The sequence below is a fragment of the Shewanella sp. YLB-07 genome (assembly GCF_009377275.1).
This window is the reverse complement of sequence record NZ_VOQB01000001.1, coordinates 977,702-992,380: the sequence shown is the minus strand read 5'-3', so window position 1 is coordinate 992,380 and position 14,679 is coordinate 977,702. Positions and strand designations below refer to the sequence as shown.

14 protein-coding genes are annotated in these 14,679 nt (G+C 44.6%); 6 read left to right on the top strand and 8 right to left on the bottom strand.

Annotated elements, in window-relative coordinates:
- The first annotated feature begins 212 nt into the window (after window positions 1–212).
- The 3 genes from FS373_RS04025 (at window position 213) to FS373_RS04015 (ending at window position 3,236) form a co-directional block, all read left to right on the top strand.
- Window positions 213–797, top strand: coding sequence for a hypothetical protein (locus tag FS373_RS04025; protein ID WP_152829072.1), 585 nt, complete (start codon window positions 213–215; stop codon window positions 795–797).
- Window positions 798–1,180: 383 nt separating this feature from the next.
- Entirely contained in the window at window positions 1,181–2,758 is a 1,578-nt protein-coding gene (locus FS373_RS04020; RefSeq protein ID WP_152829071.1) for a hypothetical protein, read from the top strand.
- A 61-nt stretch (window positions 2,759–2,819) separates the two neighbouring features.
- On the top strand, window positions 2,820–3,236 hold the full coding sequence (locus FS373_RS04015; RefSeq protein ID WP_144047002.1) for a CesT family type III secretion system chaperone: 417 nt from the start codon (window positions 2,820–2,822) through the stop codon (window positions 3,234–3,236).
- 70 nt (window positions 3,237–3,306) lie between these two features.
- Here FS373_RS04015 and FS373_RS04010 read toward each other — a convergent pair whose 3' ends face one another.
- Window positions 3,307–4,017, bottom strand: coding sequence for an aspartate/glutamate racemase family protein (locus tag FS373_RS04010; protein WP_152829070.1), 711 nt, complete (start codon window positions 4,015–4,017; stop codon window positions 3,307–3,309).
- A 91-nt stretch (window positions 4,018–4,108) separates the two neighbouring features.
- The gene (locus tag FS373_RS04005) at window positions 4,109–4,702 is read right to left on the bottom strand and encodes a TetR/AcrR family transcriptional regulator (protein ID WP_144047004.1); all 594 of its coding nucleotides are present in this window, start codon (window positions 4,700–4,702) and stop codon (window positions 4,109–4,111) included.
- Window positions 4,703–4,840: 138 nt separating this feature from the next.
- Between FS373_RS04005 and FS373_RS04000 the strand changes: the two genes are divergently transcribed.
- A complete protein-coding gene (locus FS373_RS04000; protein WP_152829069.1) occupies window positions 4,841–5,584 on the top strand; it encodes an SDR family oxidoreductase in 744 nt (247 codons plus the stop codon).
- 89 nt (window positions 5,585–5,673) lie between these two features.
- Here FS373_RS04000 and FS373_RS03995 read toward each other — a convergent pair whose 3' ends face one another.
- The gene (locus FS373_RS03995; RefSeq protein WP_144047005.1) at window positions 5,674–6,096 is read right to left on the bottom strand and encodes a MarR family winged helix-turn-helix transcriptional regulator; all 423 of its coding nucleotides are present in this window, start codon (window positions 6,094–6,096) and stop codon (window positions 5,674–5,676) included.
- 18 nt (window positions 6,097–6,114) lie between these two features.
- Entirely contained in the window at window positions 6,115–6,735 is a 621-nt protein-coding gene (locus FS373_RS03990) for a cytochrome b/b6 domain-containing protein (RefSeq protein ID WP_152829068.1), read from the bottom strand.
- Window positions 6,736–6,888: 153 nt separating this feature from the next.
- Between FS373_RS03990 and FS373_RS03985 the strand changes: the two genes are divergently transcribed.
- Both FS373_RS03985 and FS373_RS03980 read left to right on the top strand, forming a co-directional pair.
- Window positions 6,889–7,332 (top strand): c-type cytochrome, encoded by a 444-nt coding sequence (locus tag FS373_RS03985; RefSeq protein WP_152829067.1) that lies wholly within the window; start codon window positions 6,889–6,891, stop codon window positions 7,330–7,332.
- A gap of 62 nt (window positions 7,333–7,394) precedes the next feature.
- Window positions 7,395–7,742 carry an antibiotic biosynthesis monooxygenase family protein gene (locus FS373_RS03980; protein WP_144047008.1) on the top strand — a complete coding sequence of 116 codons (348 nt, stop codon included), beginning with the start codon at window positions 7,395–7,397 and terminating at the stop codon, window positions 7,740–7,742.
- Window positions 7,743–7,937: 195 nt separating this feature from the next.
- On the opposite strand, the gene FS373_RS03975 is transcribed toward FS373_RS03980, so the two are convergent.
- From FS373_RS03975 to FS373_RS03960, 4 genes are read right to left on the bottom strand one after another with little or no spacing between them, the layout of a single operon-like run.
- Entirely contained in the window at window positions 7,938–8,507 is a 570-nt protein-coding gene (locus tag FS373_RS03975) for a DUF1566 domain-containing protein (RefSeq protein WP_144047009.1), read from the bottom strand.
- A gap of 18 nt (window positions 8,508–8,525) precedes the next feature.
- Window positions 8,526–9,953 (bottom strand): DUF1566 domain-containing protein, encoded by a 1,428-nt coding sequence (locus FS373_RS03970; RefSeq protein ID WP_194165816.1) that lies wholly within the window; start codon window positions 9,951–9,953, stop codon window positions 8,526–8,528.
- A 4-nt stretch (window positions 9,954–9,957) separates the two neighbouring features.
- On the bottom strand, window positions 9,958–12,411 hold the full coding sequence (locus FS373_RS03965) for a proprotein convertase P-domain-containing protein (protein ID WP_152829065.1): 2,454 nt from the start codon (window positions 12,409–12,411) through the stop codon (window positions 9,958–9,960).
- Window positions 12,412–12,418: 7 nt separating this feature from the next.
- Window positions 12,419–14,578 (bottom strand): TonB-dependent hemoglobin/transferrin/lactoferrin family receptor, encoded by a 2,160-nt coding sequence (locus FS373_RS03960; RefSeq protein WP_194165815.1) that lies wholly within the window; start codon window positions 14,576–14,578, stop codon window positions 12,419–12,421.
- Window positions 14,579–14,679: the final 101 nt, after the last annotated feature.

Genomic DNA, 14,679 nt, shown 5'->3' with positions numbered 1-14,679 from the left:
GCGCATGGTGTTGTTATCTGGTTTGTTTTTGGCGAAATTGATTAGATCAAATTGCACCATGTGTGTCTAGCTTTTGAAAACAAAAGAAATTATCTGGGGATTCCCTAGAGCAGGGCGTTAGGTTTAAAATGGAATTTATCAAACTCTCGTTGTTCCTTCTCTTTATTAGTACCGTTTCAGGATGTGCCAACGTAAATTATTAATTAGGTAGTGTGGCAAAGTTAGATCCTAAGAAAACTGTTAAAACTGATGAACCTTATACGTATTATGACCAAGATGTTTCTGGCCGTTTTACCTTTGAAAACGTTGAGTTAACAGTAACCCCTTATAATACTATTACTACAGAAAAGAACTTTGAATTATTTTTTGTGTCAGTTGATAAACAAGGGCCATTTTACGGAGATGTGGGCAAAACTCCTTTTATGATCGAGCTAAGATTAAGAGGGGAAAAGGGTAAAATGGAATTTCATCCTTTAAAATCTAAATTAAATAGCTCTATAAAAGTGAAAGAGGTCAAGTTTAGAGATCCAATTCCAGAGTGTAATTATGTGCATACTGAATGGAAAGTTATAGATTCAAACGTACCGCATACAGTCCCAGACAAAAATAGTAATAAAAGTGAAAAATGTTATAAAAAAGGTTGGTTAGAATATTTGCTGGTTTTCGACGTTGAAACACCGCATCCAAAAAATGATTTTAGTCTAACCGTATCACTCAAGGATATAGAAACAGGTGCTTGGGTAAATAAAACTATATATTTTAGTGCTGCTAAGTTTATCTCTACTCAGACGCATTAAACACACTAATATAACCAAGACATCCAAAATTATTCTCTGTTAGATGGCCTGTACCTACTAGAGTCAGATTGCCTGATAAATTCATTGTTGTATCAATCCGCCCACTTGTTACGCCAAACAATACTCAAATATTCTGTCATGAGTTAATTTCAACTCATGCCCTTGAAAATAAGACATCAAAAAAACCAAACTTCCGTTTGGTTATGCTTGAATAAAATACTTTTGAAATAGGTTACTTTGGGTCTTAATTAATCGCTATCTAGCCATCCATAACACTTTGCGACACAAGTATAAAAAAAACAGACTAATACTGGAAGGTTTCTACTGGATATCAGCGTTACCATTGGTCCTCGATATCAAATGCATACTCCAAGGAGTCGATTATGCCTACTATCTCAGTAACTCCAAGTTCTCATAAAACGATAGAAATATCTTCAAGCGGAAATAGAGATATCGTCTCAAAAAAAGGGCTAATCAAAAGCGCAAAGGCTGCATCGGCAAAATTAGCGTCTATAGGCTCTGCTTTAACGCTCCCCACCTGTAAAGGCATGCATTTTAATCGCGCAAAAGCAACCCAAAAATCGGCACCACAACACGACGTCACTGATTTTAAATCAGAGTTTATACCACGTCGAAGTGAGGCGAAAAAGCACACCGCCCAAGATACAGAGACTAGCACAACAGCATTGCAAAACTATTATCAACACCAGCATGCCACAGTAAAGCAAGAGTTTGAGTCTCTGTTTAATACCTATGCTAGCTCCAGCACTGAGCATGGTAAATATGCACAAAGTTATGCCAATGATCTATCGATGACATGTGTAGAAGGTCGCTATCAACTCCCAGCCCTACCAAAGACTGTTGCTGAATTTGCCATTATATTCAATCAACTAGCACAGAACCATGCGCCTAATGGATCGTTAGGAAAACTGATTAAGAAGGCACTTGGTAAGAATACCACTCTTGGTCAACTTCTTGATATCAATACAAGTGCAAAACTCGGAGCACTATCACAACTTATCCCGATAACATTAAAAGTGACTCTGAAGCATAAATTATCATCCCCTACAACGACAGAGCCCCCAAAAGTAATAAAACTAGATCCGATCGAAAAGGAAAAATTAGCCACTGAAAAGCAGCGTCAACTTCCTTCTCTGCTGCAGCAATTAGACACTCTGTCCAAGGTTTACTCCTCTTATGTTAAAGAGTTACCCACCGCTGATTCTCAAGCTAGGGGGCTGCAACAATCTTTGCTTGAGGCTGCGAATAAGCTTGATGCCATAGACAAGGATAACGAATTACAACGACAGCCTGAATTTAGAGGTCGAGGCGCTACGTTTACACAAACAACACCAAATACACACCTAGCCCATAGCGCACTCTTTGACAGCGATAAAATATACAGCCTTGCTGACTTTGATGACATTATTGCCAGTAACCGTGCGATCAAAGAGAAAATTGCAGAATTTGATCGTCATTTATCACAACTAAACCAAAATATTGGGTTTCATGTTGAAAAGCTGCCAAATAAAGCAGAGGTAGCCAATAGTAAAATCTTAGGCATTAACCCGTTAGATATTGATCTTGATAAGGTCATGGACAAACTAAACAATCTAGAAACTCTGCTGTTAAAACCCAAACAAAACTGGAGAAGCCGACTTATTAACTTTTTCCATCCAAAAGGTTTCCAAAGCGAATCTGACCGTCTTACTTTTGAGACCATGGCCATTCATCGGCTCAAAGAGCTGAAAGAGAAAATATCGACATCTTCTGTGGAGATGAAACTGGAAGATTTTTCAACCAAGCCTTGGTTTAAATACCTTGTAGCTAAGCAAATCGAGTCATTACAAACAGCCAGCCAAAGTTACCAATTTGGCCCCTTTAGTATTGCATCACCAGCCAAGAAACAACTGGATGCTTTTTTACGATCAAATGATTGGCCTAAACCGAATGTTGCCTAACATGTAACACCGATAGTTATCTAATAATCACAGGTAAAACTGAATCCGATGAGGTGTCTAGTTGAAATTTGAAACGGTGTTAACAGAGCTTGCTCAATTATGGGGAGTTAATATACCCACCGAGTCAGATGCTATTGAAATCATTGATAATCAAGAGTGTTTATGGGTCCTGGAATGTTCAAAGATGTCAGATACCTTTACTTTGTATACTCACCTTAATATTTCGCTCAATGCCAATGATATTAATTATTGGTTAAGCATGAACATGAAGCGAGACTTATTAGGCAGCAGCTGGATTGGATTAGATGAAGGCACACTTTGCTTGGGTTTATCCTTACCGAAAGATAAACTTGATCACCATGAACTCAATAATATCTTTGAAAATATGTTATTAATCAAAGAGAAGCTGTATTTATTAGCTGCAAGCGATGCAGATGCCCATATCGATCAAGCGTTAATTAATATTCAGTTCATTTAACTTCCGAGCTGTACGTTAGGACGGGGCGGTCAGATTTCGGCCAACAAGCATGCCGGAAAGACTGCATGATTCACTTGGGTGCTGATGCTGAACAGAGTGCTTTTTTAACCGCAGCTTCTGAGTGTATAGCCGTCGTATCATACAAGGGAACTTGAGTATCTTCTTGGCCAACTAATAACGCAATCTCGGTACAACCTAAAATCACCGCCTGTGCTCCTTGAACATAAAGACTCTCGATGATCTTCAGGTAGGACAGGCGAGATTGTGGATTCACCTTGCCAAGGCATAGCTCCTCATAGATAACCCGATGAACAATCTCTCTATCTTGAGGCTCTGGCGTTAATACCTCAATACCATACTTATCGGTCAGACGTCCCTTATAAAAGTTCTGCTCCATGGTAAATTTTGTGCCCAATAGCCCAACTGTTTTGAGCCCATCCGCAATAAGCTTATGGGCAGTAGCATCGGCGATATGCAGCAAGGGGATCTCAACAGCTTGCTCCACTTTTTCAGCCACCTTGTGCATGGTGTTGGTACAGATCATGAAAAAATCTGCCCCCGCGGCTTCAACAGAGCGCGCAGCTTCGGCCAGTATCTCGGCGGTTTTATCCCACTCGCCTTTATGTTGCAGGCGTTCAATCTCGGCAAAATCGACGCTATAGAGGGCGATTTTTGCCGAATGTAATCCACCGAGTTCACGCTTTATGCCCTGGTTTAATGCCTGATAATAACTGGCCGTAGACTCCCAGCTCATGCCGCCTATCATTCCTATGATTTTCATACTCTCTCCTTGAATAATTGTTCGTCGCTAAAGCAGCCTGAATATAAACTAACAAGCTTGGCCTTATATGCCTGCATGTATCACAGTCAAATCACCACACCTTCACGGCGACATGGACGGCCTGAGTGAGGTCATCCAGTGTTTTTCCCGAGCGGGCTAGTACGGCTGAGCCATGAATAAAGGTCATGATGTAATTGACGTTGGCCTCAACATCGAAGCCCAGATCCAGATTGCCTTGAGATTTTTCTTTATTGAAAAATTCGATCAGGAAAACTTGATGAGAGCCTTGGATCTTTAATATGGCATCCATGGCACTCTGGGGCATATCGTGACTGGCAGATTCCGCGGCGCACAGAGAAACAAAACAACCCTTTGGCAGGGAGATATCACAATGCATCTCTACCACAGACAAGAGGTAATTTAACAGACGCTGCTTGATACTGAGATCTTGCTGTTGCAACTTTTCAATATGGGGCGTGGCATATTTAGCTAGATAATGCTCTGTCGCAGTAACAAACAGCTCCTCCTTATTGCCGAACGCCGAGTACAGACTAGGCTTGTTAATCCCCATGCTTAGAGTCAGATCTGTCATGGACGCCCCTACGAAGCCTTTCTGCCAAAATACTAAGGTCGCCTGCTCTAAGGCAGCATCGATATCGAAGTTACGTTTTCTACCGGAAGCCATATCTGCCTCTGCTCACTTATATAAATAAAAATCACCTTGGTTCTTGACAATATTGTACCGATCGGTAAGTATAATTTCAACCGTACCGATCGGTACACAATGAAACCCAATTTAAAAACCATGAAAAGGAAGATAAAGATGAGTTTTGATATAGCGAATAAAGTGGCACTGGTTACTGGTGCGAACCGTGGCATAGGCAAATCTATCGTTGAGTCATTTCTGGCTCACGGCGCGAAGAAAGTCTATCTGGCGGTGCGCGATCTCGATTCGACTAACGAGCTAGTGAAACAGTATGGGGTTAAGGTTTCACCTCTGCTGATCGATGTGTCTAAACCTGAATCTATCGTGGCTGCTGCGAAACTGGCTACAGATATACAAGTGGTTGTGAATAACGCTGGTGTGTTGAAAATTGCCGGACCGCTAGATGAACATGCAGAAGCATCATTAACCGAAGAACTCAACATAAACGCTTTCGGCCTGCTGCGCATAGCTCAGGCATTTACCCCGGTACTCGAGAAGAATGGACCAGGTGCTTTGGTGCAACTCAACTCGGTAGCTTCCATTAAAAACTTTGGCGCGCTCACCACCTATTCAGCCTCGAAAGCGGCTGCATACTCGATTACCCAAGGCTTAAAAGAGAATCTGGCACCGAAAGGAATTACAGTATTGAGTGTCCACCCCGGCCCTATCAATACCGATATGGCGGCGCAAGGTGGCATGACAGAAATAGCCGAGCCCACCAGTGTGGTGGCCGAAGGAATAGTGACCTCCCTAAAAGCTGGAGACTTTCATCTCTTCCCCGATGCCATGGCCAGGGACTTTCAAGGCGCCTATCAAAGCTACGCCGACAACATCATAGAGGCTGATTTATCTGAATCCTGATGAGCGATTAAAATAAAAAGGGTTATTGATGAGTCATTCACTCAACAATAACCCTTATATTTATCTTAGCCCGATATGTGCAGAGATGGCTAGTTGACCAACTTCTGTAATAGGCGTATCAGTTCTTTCTGTTCACTCGCCTTTAGTGGCGCTAATAACTCTTTATTCACCGCGATAGGGATAGGTAATAACTGGCTCTCTAACGCTCGGCCTTTCTCAGTTAAATAAATCCGAAAACTTCGACGACTATTTGGATCGTTTCTGCGTTCAACCAGAGACAATTTCACCAGTTTATCCAGTGTTCTGGTAGTGGTTGAATTTTCTATCATAGATTTTCTGGCGATCTCACTCTGTGTTATCCCCTCCTCCTCGAACAAACACATTAAAACTGGCCAAAGGGCCAGAGTTAATCCCTGCTTTTTTAGCTGCTCTTCAAACTTTCTTGCAGCCTTATTGGCAATAACATTTGTTAACCATCCAAAGCTGGCTTTACGCTCAAACTTTATACTCATTATTTTCTCACGAACATATTATGACAGTGCAACTATTGCAATGGTAACTAATACCGAAGCAATTAACACTACACATGCGCGTTTATTTGATTCAAAGCTTAATACGACCTGCTCCGCTCGGATTTGTACGCCAATCACCATAGCCCAAAGCAGTGGCTTCGAGCGTAATTTGTAAACGAGAATAGCCATCAAATGTAGGCCTATTACCACAAGTAACAATACCGCTAAGGATGTATGAAATCCGATTAGACTCTCGACGACTCTATCGGTCAGCCAAATATCAGAAAACGGTATTTTTTCTACCAAACCCGCAATCACTAAACCGGTTAAGCACTGGAATAATAAAATAGCCAGCATGAGTATTACCATCCATCCACCGGCCGGATTATGGCCAGGTTTTTCTTGATTCTGCTCGCTAAAATATCTTAATACGGTCTTGGGAGACTGGACAAAATAAGAAAACCGACTGGTGTCACTGCCTATCACTCCCCAGGAAACTCGCCAAATTAGTAGAGTAACTAAACCTAACCCTAAGGAAACATGAACTCCAACACCTTGATAACCTGTTACAAACAATCCAATAATCAGGGCAACTTGAAGCCAGTGATATAGACGTGTAGGTAGATCCCAAACTTTCATTTCACATTCCTTAATACAAATCAATGACAATAATTTACACGGCAACAGTTGCGCACGCAATGATTGTCGTGTAAATTGTTGTCCATACCCCAGGCATGAAAATACTTGTCTGGATTCAATACAGCAGTTTCAACATATAGAGGAGCCATTAACATGAAATACAGTCTTAGCATCATCATTATCTGTGCAACGCTTTCGCCAAATGCTATTGCTGAAGTGGGAAAATTTGAGCATGAAATAGAAGAGCGTAAAACATCATTTACTCAAATAGAGGATCTCAATGAGCAAATAAAAATAGATCTTAAGAGTGACGATATTCCCTGGCCGGTACTGCAAGCTAATACCGACACCCTGCTTGCAGCATCCTCCTCATTAAGCAACTTATTTCCACAAGGGAGCCATGAAAACAGCAGGGCAAAGCAAAAAATTTGGAACACCCCCGCTAAATTTAAAAATGAATTAGCACTAATGGATAGCCACTTTCGCGCACTCAACAATGCGGTTTTACAAAAAGATACTCATGCAGCAAAGCTTGCATTAAAAAAAGCAAACTCTACATGTAGTAACTGCCATAGAAAATATCGTTCTTGGTGGTAAACACCCAAACCTACCCACACAGCTCAATTAATCTAGTCCAATCAATAAAATAAGGAAATATCATGAAACACTTACTAATCAGTATCCTGATGCTCATACTCCCCACCACAGCCATGGCGCAAAATGTCATACTCATCAACCCTTTTGAAGTACCAAAGGGACAAGAAGCCGAAGCAATCGTGTACTGGGAAGCTGCAAGAGACTTTCTGCAACAACAACCCGGCTATGTCTCCACCGAGCTACACCAATCTATACAGCCCAATGCAAGGTTTCATTTAATCAATATTGCCGAATGGGAAAACATCGAAACCTTCAAGGCAGCAACATCGAAAATGAGAAAAGAGTTAACACAGAAGCGTATCGAAGGGATGAAGTTTTATCCGGCACTGTATGACATCATACGTAAATAGTTAAAATTACACCTCGAAAAGCTTTAAATACAGACCAAGTAAGGCTCCCCTTGACCTTAAGCTGTCAAGGGGAGCCTTCTCTTGTTTAGGATAAAAGTATGAGACTCACTCACATCATGCCATAAAAATAATTATTGGATATCTTACTGACAACTCAATTATCATTTTCATTAATCTAGCTCCCTGGTTAACTCCTTACTCCGAGTCGGTAACCAAGAGCACACCGCGGGCATAATCCACGACAGAGGCACTGGCCACCACTGCGCCGGCGGTCACATCCAAATTCATGATCCCTTCATCGGCAATGACCGGAGTGGATGACCAAAGGTAGGAATAACCGCCCTCAGCCTGAGCAATCGCATCAACATTAGGGAAGATCACACTGTTCATCGCAGGATGCACGCAGCGCTGCTCACGTATAGAAACCAGCTCTTTGATGTTAGGCACACGCCAGTTATCCTGGCCAGCGAAGTGATATAGCTTATTTGCCTCATTAGTTCTGGCGTTGTCGGCCGCTTGCAGCGCTCCTTGCCAGAAGACAGTCACAGGCATGCCGTCACAATATTTAGTCTCATTGTTCCAGGTTTGGCCTACTGAGCAACGCATCCAAATCAGTTTAGTGGCTTGATCTGTCACCGTACCGTCATTGTTATCGATAAATCTTGCGGTCGGTGTGGTCGCGTCGAAACTCATTTCACAGGCTTGCTCTACTGCCGTCGCTGAAAAGCTCAGGGTTATCGCCGCCGCTAATAGTAATTTTTTCATTATAGTTCCCTAATTCTCTTATTTAACACCGACAAGACGGACTGGCAAGGCTGATGGATAATCACAATCATCTTGGCTAACACAGTATGAGTAAGATGTTGTAGCTCCCATATACCAGCGGTTAAAACCTAAGGTCCACATATAGGCGGACTGATCCATCGAGGCATAATTTTCTACCGAAGGCGTACTGCTCCAGTAATCATTATCCGCCGTATTAGGGAAAAACTTGATATCGACTGCCATCTGCACATCATCGCTACCTGAATCGGTAGACGCGAAGTTGACCAGGCTGTATAGCTGATCGAAGCTGGGTAGTTGCCAATCTTTAACGCCGCACAAACCTTGTTTATCTTCCAGCTCATTTAGATGAGTCTGGTATTGAGATGTGGTGCAGATACCGCTGGCATCATCACAACTCGCCTCATCAATCTCACCTTGGGTGATAACCCGCTCATCCTTGATATAGACCAAGAGACGGTCTTTATCTTGAACACCTGTGCCATCGGCAGTTTTATTCTCCCAAATAAGCCCTGTATTTAGATCTTTAACACAACTCCACAGCTGAGCATCGGCGGCCAACGCCTCGCCCTTAGCATCGAGTTTCTGATAACTGAAACCGGCAGCGCCGTCACTGTTATCATTGTTGGTTTTATCCAGGCCATAGTCGGCATCCTGTCCGGCAAACTGCTCATCTCGGCTATCTGAAGCGAATGAAGTGCCATCGGCAAACAAGGTGATCCCTGTGTCTGTCATGGGATAAACCGAATTTAGCTGACTGGCGTAACCGATAATATCTTCAGCAAAAACGAGCATGTCCTCGTCAGTCATGCCAGCCCAAGAGGCCAAATGCTGGCTCATTGCGGCCAGTAAAGCCGGCGATTGAGCCGCCTTAGCGCCTATCGCTTGCCACATGATGTCAAATTTAGGGTTAAAATCGGTCAAAGCATCATGATGCTGTAACAAGCGCGCATCAGTGGGCAACTCAAGCGTAAACTGCTTGTTTAGGCTTGAAGCTATCGAAGCTAATGCCTTCTCTTGTGTCATGCCGTTAAGCATAAGACCTGACACCATGCTGGAAACCGGATTGAGTGTCACCTCACTCTTATCGGCGATGGCCGCTGATGCAAGGTAGCGCATCATGGGCTTATCACTGCCGGCATCTTGGCTCTGCACTATGTAGTAATTATTGAGTACAGCAACATCTTCGCTGCTCAGCGTCGCTACGCCGGCCGTCATATCGGCTTGGGTTTCACCCACATCACAGACGAAATTCTGATTACCATCGGCGCAGATCTGACCATCAATATTGGCATCGGCAGCAAAGCTTACGCTATAAACCTTAGCTGGTTCGATAGTAGGTGTAGTGGTCGAGTCATCGCTCGAGCCACAGGCGGTTAATCCGGCACAAACTAGTGCGAGATAGAGCGGGCTTAGATTTATTTTCATGGTCCTACTTCTCCATTTTTCCATATTGTCGTGTAATAAAAGCGAAACAAAGCATCCAAAGTGTCCAGCCTAGGCTGCCACCTGAATCTTTAGTTTTTTCATCGGGTTTCTTATCTGGTTGTGGATTAACATCTGGCTGACTGCAGGTGTATTCGCTCACCTGGCTCAAGCCCCACGAAAGCAGCTTGCCCTTGTTACCTGCGTCGTGATCTATGATCTGCAGCTGCCACTCGCCCGTCAGGCTTTCACCTATGACTGCGGACCAGTCGATATCGGCCACACTATTTGGCAAGGTGTAATCGAAATTCGTATGCGGGTAATAACCCCGGTCCCAGATATCGACCTGCAGACCCGAAGGGCTGATAAGCTTGATGCTGAGCTGGTCAAGTTGGGCATGCTCGATGTGAAGAGACAGTGTAAGGTCTTGATTAACCTTTAAATCTGGCTGACTAAAGTCAAGATAGAAGTTGTTTACCCCCATCTCCTTGGTCAAACCGACATCATTGGCTGTGGCATCGAGCAAGTCTCCGCCTGTGCCTGTGGCCGTTTGATGAGCTCCCTCGCCGATGGTCACACCAAGTGCGAGGCGGGAGTGATTTATCGCAGCGATATCACTGGTATAATGCACATCGACGGGCAATGTGATCTTCTGACCGCAAGTTAAGTTGTTGCCAAGCGCTAAGGTAAACTGTCCATCTATCGCCCTGGTATCACCAGCGAGTAATTCAGTCATTGGCGTCATATCACCACTCACCTCTACACCCTCGGGTAAGTCAGAGAAACTGAAGCTAATATCTTCAAGTTTTGCCACCGCAAGATTTTGTAGGGAAAGATTTAGCGGTACTGAGCCTGTCTGCTGCTTCACCACACTGGAGATAACTAACTCGATGGGATCTAAGATCAAACCATGCTTATCAAATTGCTGTTGCAAGATGGCGGCATAATCTTTCGCAGGATGCATACGCGCAGCCATGTCAAGTGTCGATAGAGCGAGCTGATCCATACGAACCCCGGCGCCCATGCCATACATGGCTTCGATAACGATGCGTTCAAAATCATCGATAGCCTCATCGCCATGGCTTTCGAACGCCCGGCGCATCCCCTGAAACAGAGGGGTCGACCAGAGCTGATCGCCTAAGGTATCTTTGACCCACTGGTGAGCCGGATAGTTATAATTAGGATTATATTTAGCCGATTGATCATCTAAAGTTCTGGGTTTACGATTACCGAACCGAGCATCCCAGTTAAACATGACATTAGGCTCAAAAATTTGGCCTTGAGGATCCCGGAAGCTGTGCACTCCGGCGTAGAAATCGGAGAAGCCTTCGCCTATGGCGCCACTGTCACCGCCCTTATCGCTATTATTGATGAAATGCAACAAACCATGGCCGAACTCATGCCAGATCACATCGGCATCTTCACCGTCGGGTACCCCGCCGACACCGAGCAAGATCCTATTCTCGAGGAAGGAAAATGCCGACTGATCGTTAGTGCCACCACGAGCATCCACCTCGATGGGCGAATAAAATATCTGGCTAGTGCCTTCATAACCAAGGCTCTGCAGATGACGTTGAGCCTTATCCAGATGATAATAAGCCATGACCTGGACAAACTCATCATCATGACGGCGCCACTCAATGTCGCCTGTCAGCAAGGGAGATGGATTAACAGGTTCGGCCAGGTCCACCACCTTGACATAGGGACCGCTCAGCATGAAGCCAGCCTCGACAGCCTGAAGATCTTGCAGTTCGACTCGGCTATAGGCGGCGTCTGGCAAGGTCTCGGTCAAAGCTTGTTGCTCCAGACTCTCATCCATCAGCTTAGTCTTAGGGTCGGGACTGAATACCAGCGCCTTGAGACTCTTGCCAGTGAGCAAATCACCGGGAGTAAAGTCAGGCAGATAAGCTTCAACCGTGCGCTCCTTGCCCAAAAATTGTTTATGATCTAAGTCGACATAGAAAGAGAATGTCGCCTCAGGTTTATACTGTTTGACCTTCACCTGCCACACGGGCTCAATGCCCGACGCCTCGGTCAACCACCAACCTTTGGCCAAGCCTTGGATGTCGAAATTATCCGCTTGGATGCCGATAGCCTGGGCAATGACACTAGACTCGGGTTCAACTTCAGACTCAGGCCAAGTGAGTGATAGCAAGGAAGTAACAGACGCCTGATAGTAGCGAAACGGCATGCCAGCCCGGTTCACCGCTAAAGCATCCACCACGGAAAATACCGGTAGCCCATCTATCAGAGGATAGAAACTGTAGTAATGACCAAATACACCGCGGCGCTCATAGGCAAGAAGATGCTCCCTTGAAAACTCATCGCCCAAATAATCATTGGCCTGCTCGGCATTTTCTATCTGTGTGGGACTCAAGGGATCCAGAAAATGTAACTCACTGGCACCGCAGACACCGCTAACGAGCAGGGCTACAGCCGCTAATTTAAAATGATGTTTCATACTTCACCTAAAATTTATAAGAGACCGAGGCGCTAAAAGTGCGGCCTGGCTGAGTGGGCTGGTAGCCTGACGTGCCAGCGACATCCTGATAGCGCACATACTCTTTATCGAGTAGATTTTTAATCGACAGATTAACTTTGAAGTGAGCGTAGACTTCATATTGAGCCGCAAGATCGACAATCACCCAGCCAGCAGGTGCCGGGCAATCCTGCGGGCCGGTACGAGAATCGACACAGGTGGTGACATTGGTCATCTCGGTCGCTCCATTGACCAGACCCGAAAGACGTAAATTGTCGTATTGATAGTTGAGGGAAACTGAGCCCTCCAGTGGAGTCAAGGTGCGTAACTTCTCATCGGTGTCATTGTTTTTGCCATCAACCCAGCCCATTTGAAACTGGACGTCCAGATTTTCAGTCAAGTTATAATCTAGGTTGAATTCGCCGCCCCAAGAACTGGCACTGTCGATGTTGACAAATTGACGTTCGAATACGCCATCACTCATGCGGAGTCCAACCTCGATCCAATCGATGAAACCATCGAATTGGCTATAGTAATAACTCGCCGCTATATCCAGATCTTGCCACTGCCAGCGCATGCCCAGCTCGATACTCTCGCTGGTTTCTTCATGCAAATCAGAATTGGGGATGATCTCAAACGGCGGGAAGGCAAACAGGTGAGGAATGCTGCCATAGACCTTGTCGTAAGGAGCGGCGCGGTAACCCTGTGAATAGGCAAGATAGCCACTTATATCTTCACCAGGATCATAGCTTAGCGAGATACTGGAAGAGACATTATCTGAAGCATTGTCTTCCAGTTTAATGTTTGATATTTCAGTTTGTTCTGGTGTCAGGCTATTTCTGTCATAGCGGCTGCTGAGTAGCAGTCCCCAGTTATCACTCAGGCTAATATCATCTGAGATATACACACTGAATGAATCTGTGCTGGCATCGGCAAAAGGCTGATTTGACCAGTAGGTTTGTTTACCGTTCTCAATCTTATTACGCTCCTTGGTGCGAGAATGATTGAGGCTCTGCCCTTCTATGCCATAGAGGAAATTATGTTCCATGCCATTTAACTCAGTCCAGAGGTCCATATCGACGCTGAAGCCATAGGTGCTTTCTTTAAACGTTTCATTACTCTCGTATCTACGGTATCGCTCTTGTACGTTAAGAAATGTACGTGTGAGTAGATCGTTAACTTTATTTTCGTTTTCAGTCTCACCATAGAAAATTTGGCCCGATAGGTTATCGAATAAGATGAAGGACTCTGGTGAGTATTGCATCTTGATCTGTTGCACCATTGAGCTTTGCTCTTCATCTCTGTTGCGCTTTTCCACATCCCAAGCACCATCAGGCTGAGGCACGGAGCCCGGCGCCCCGTGTGTCGATTTTGTCTGACTTTGCCAGTCACTATTGACGCTCAATAGCCAGTGCTGATTGCTGACAAGATTAGTATTGAAGGAGATACTGGTGCCATCGATATCGGCAGGGGATCGCGTACCGGCATAGTTCTGTTGCTCATGGCCCTGCCATTGACTCGCACGTAACATAACTGGAATATCGAATGCTTTAGTAGCTGCGGTGACAGATAACTTTTTCTGCTCGTTAACGCCGCTGTATAAGGCTTTTAATGCCAGATAATAATCTTTATGGTAGAGGTAATCGGCCGCTTCCTTAGTCTCGACTTTCACCACCCCCCCTAAGGCTCCCGAGCCGAAGAATGAGGATGCGGGTCCCTTGGCCACCTCGATAGATTTAACATCATCGAGATCGAAGTTAAATCGTCCGACACTGTCATTAATGTCACTGGCACCATAACCATCGGCCATGCGCACACCGTCTTTTATCATCAGGATGCGATTACCTGTTATCCCTCGAATGGTGATGTTCTGAGGTGTGCCCGCAGAGCCCGTCACTGAGACGCCGGGTTCATTTCTAAACAGATCAGACAGTTCGGTGGCCACCAAATTTTCAATATCTGCTGCTGTGATCACCACGGCACTACCCGATATTTCGGTTAGAGGTTTCTCCAGACGGGTGCCTACAACCTTGATCACCTCCATCTTGTCTTTTTTGTGTTCACTATTTGTTGTAGGTTCGACCTTTGTATATGCTAAGCCACTGTATATGCTGGTAATAACGGCAATTGAAATGGGTAATAATTTCATAAACATCATGCTGTAATTGCGAAAGGCCAGCACCATACACCCAGATAATAATGATTACCATTTAGATTACAAAGAAACATGCGTTAATATGATGTTGATCA

Bases quoted from the DNA above. Each gene is read 5' to 3' on its own strand.
- FS373_RS03970 (WP_194165816.1), bottom strand. From the start codon at position 9,953: ATGAAAATAAATCTAAGCCCGCTCTATCTCGCACTAGTTTGTGCCGGA.
- FS373_RS04000 (WP_152829069.1), top strand. From the start codon at position 4,841: ATGAGTTTTGATATAGCGAATAAAGTGGCACTGGTTACTGGTGCGAAC.
- FS373_RS03965 (WP_152829065.1), bottom strand. From the start codon at position 12,411: ATGAAACATCATTTTAAATTAGCGGCTGTAGCCCTGCTCGTTAGCGGT.
- FS373_RS04020 (WP_152829071.1), top strand. From the start codon at position 1,181: ATGCCTACTATCTCAGTAACTCCAAGTTCTCATAAAACGATAGAAATA.
- FS373_RS04005 (WP_144047004.1), bottom strand. From the start codon at position 4,702: ATGGCTTCCGGTAGAAAACGTAACTTCGATATCGATGCTGCCTTAGAG.
- FS373_RS03985 (WP_152829067.1), top strand. From the start codon at position 6,889: ATGAAATACAGTCTTAGCATCATCATTATCTGTGCAACGCTTTCGCCA.
- FS373_RS04010 (WP_152829070.1), bottom strand. From the start codon at position 4,017: ATGAAAATCATAGGAATGATAGGCGGCATGAGCTGGGAGTCTACGGCC.
- FS373_RS03980 (WP_144047008.1), top strand. From the start codon at position 7,395: ATGAAACACTTACTAATCAGTATCCTGATGCTCATACTCCCCACCACA.
- FS373_RS03990 (WP_152829068.1), bottom strand. From the start codon at position 6,735: ATGAAAGTTTGGGATCTACCTACACGTCTATATCACTGGCTTCAAGTT.
- FS373_RS03995 (WP_144047005.1), bottom strand. From the start codon at position 6,096: ATGAGTATAAAGTTTGAGCGTAAAGCCAGCTTTGGATGGTTAACAAAT.
- FS373_RS03975 (WP_144047009.1), bottom strand. From the start codon at position 8,507: ATGAAAAAATTACTATTAGCGGCGGCGATAACCCTGAGCTTTTCAGCG.
- FS373_RS03960 (WP_194165815.1), bottom strand. From the start codon at position 14,578: ATGAAATTATTACCCATTTCAATTGCCGTTATTACCAGCATATACAGT.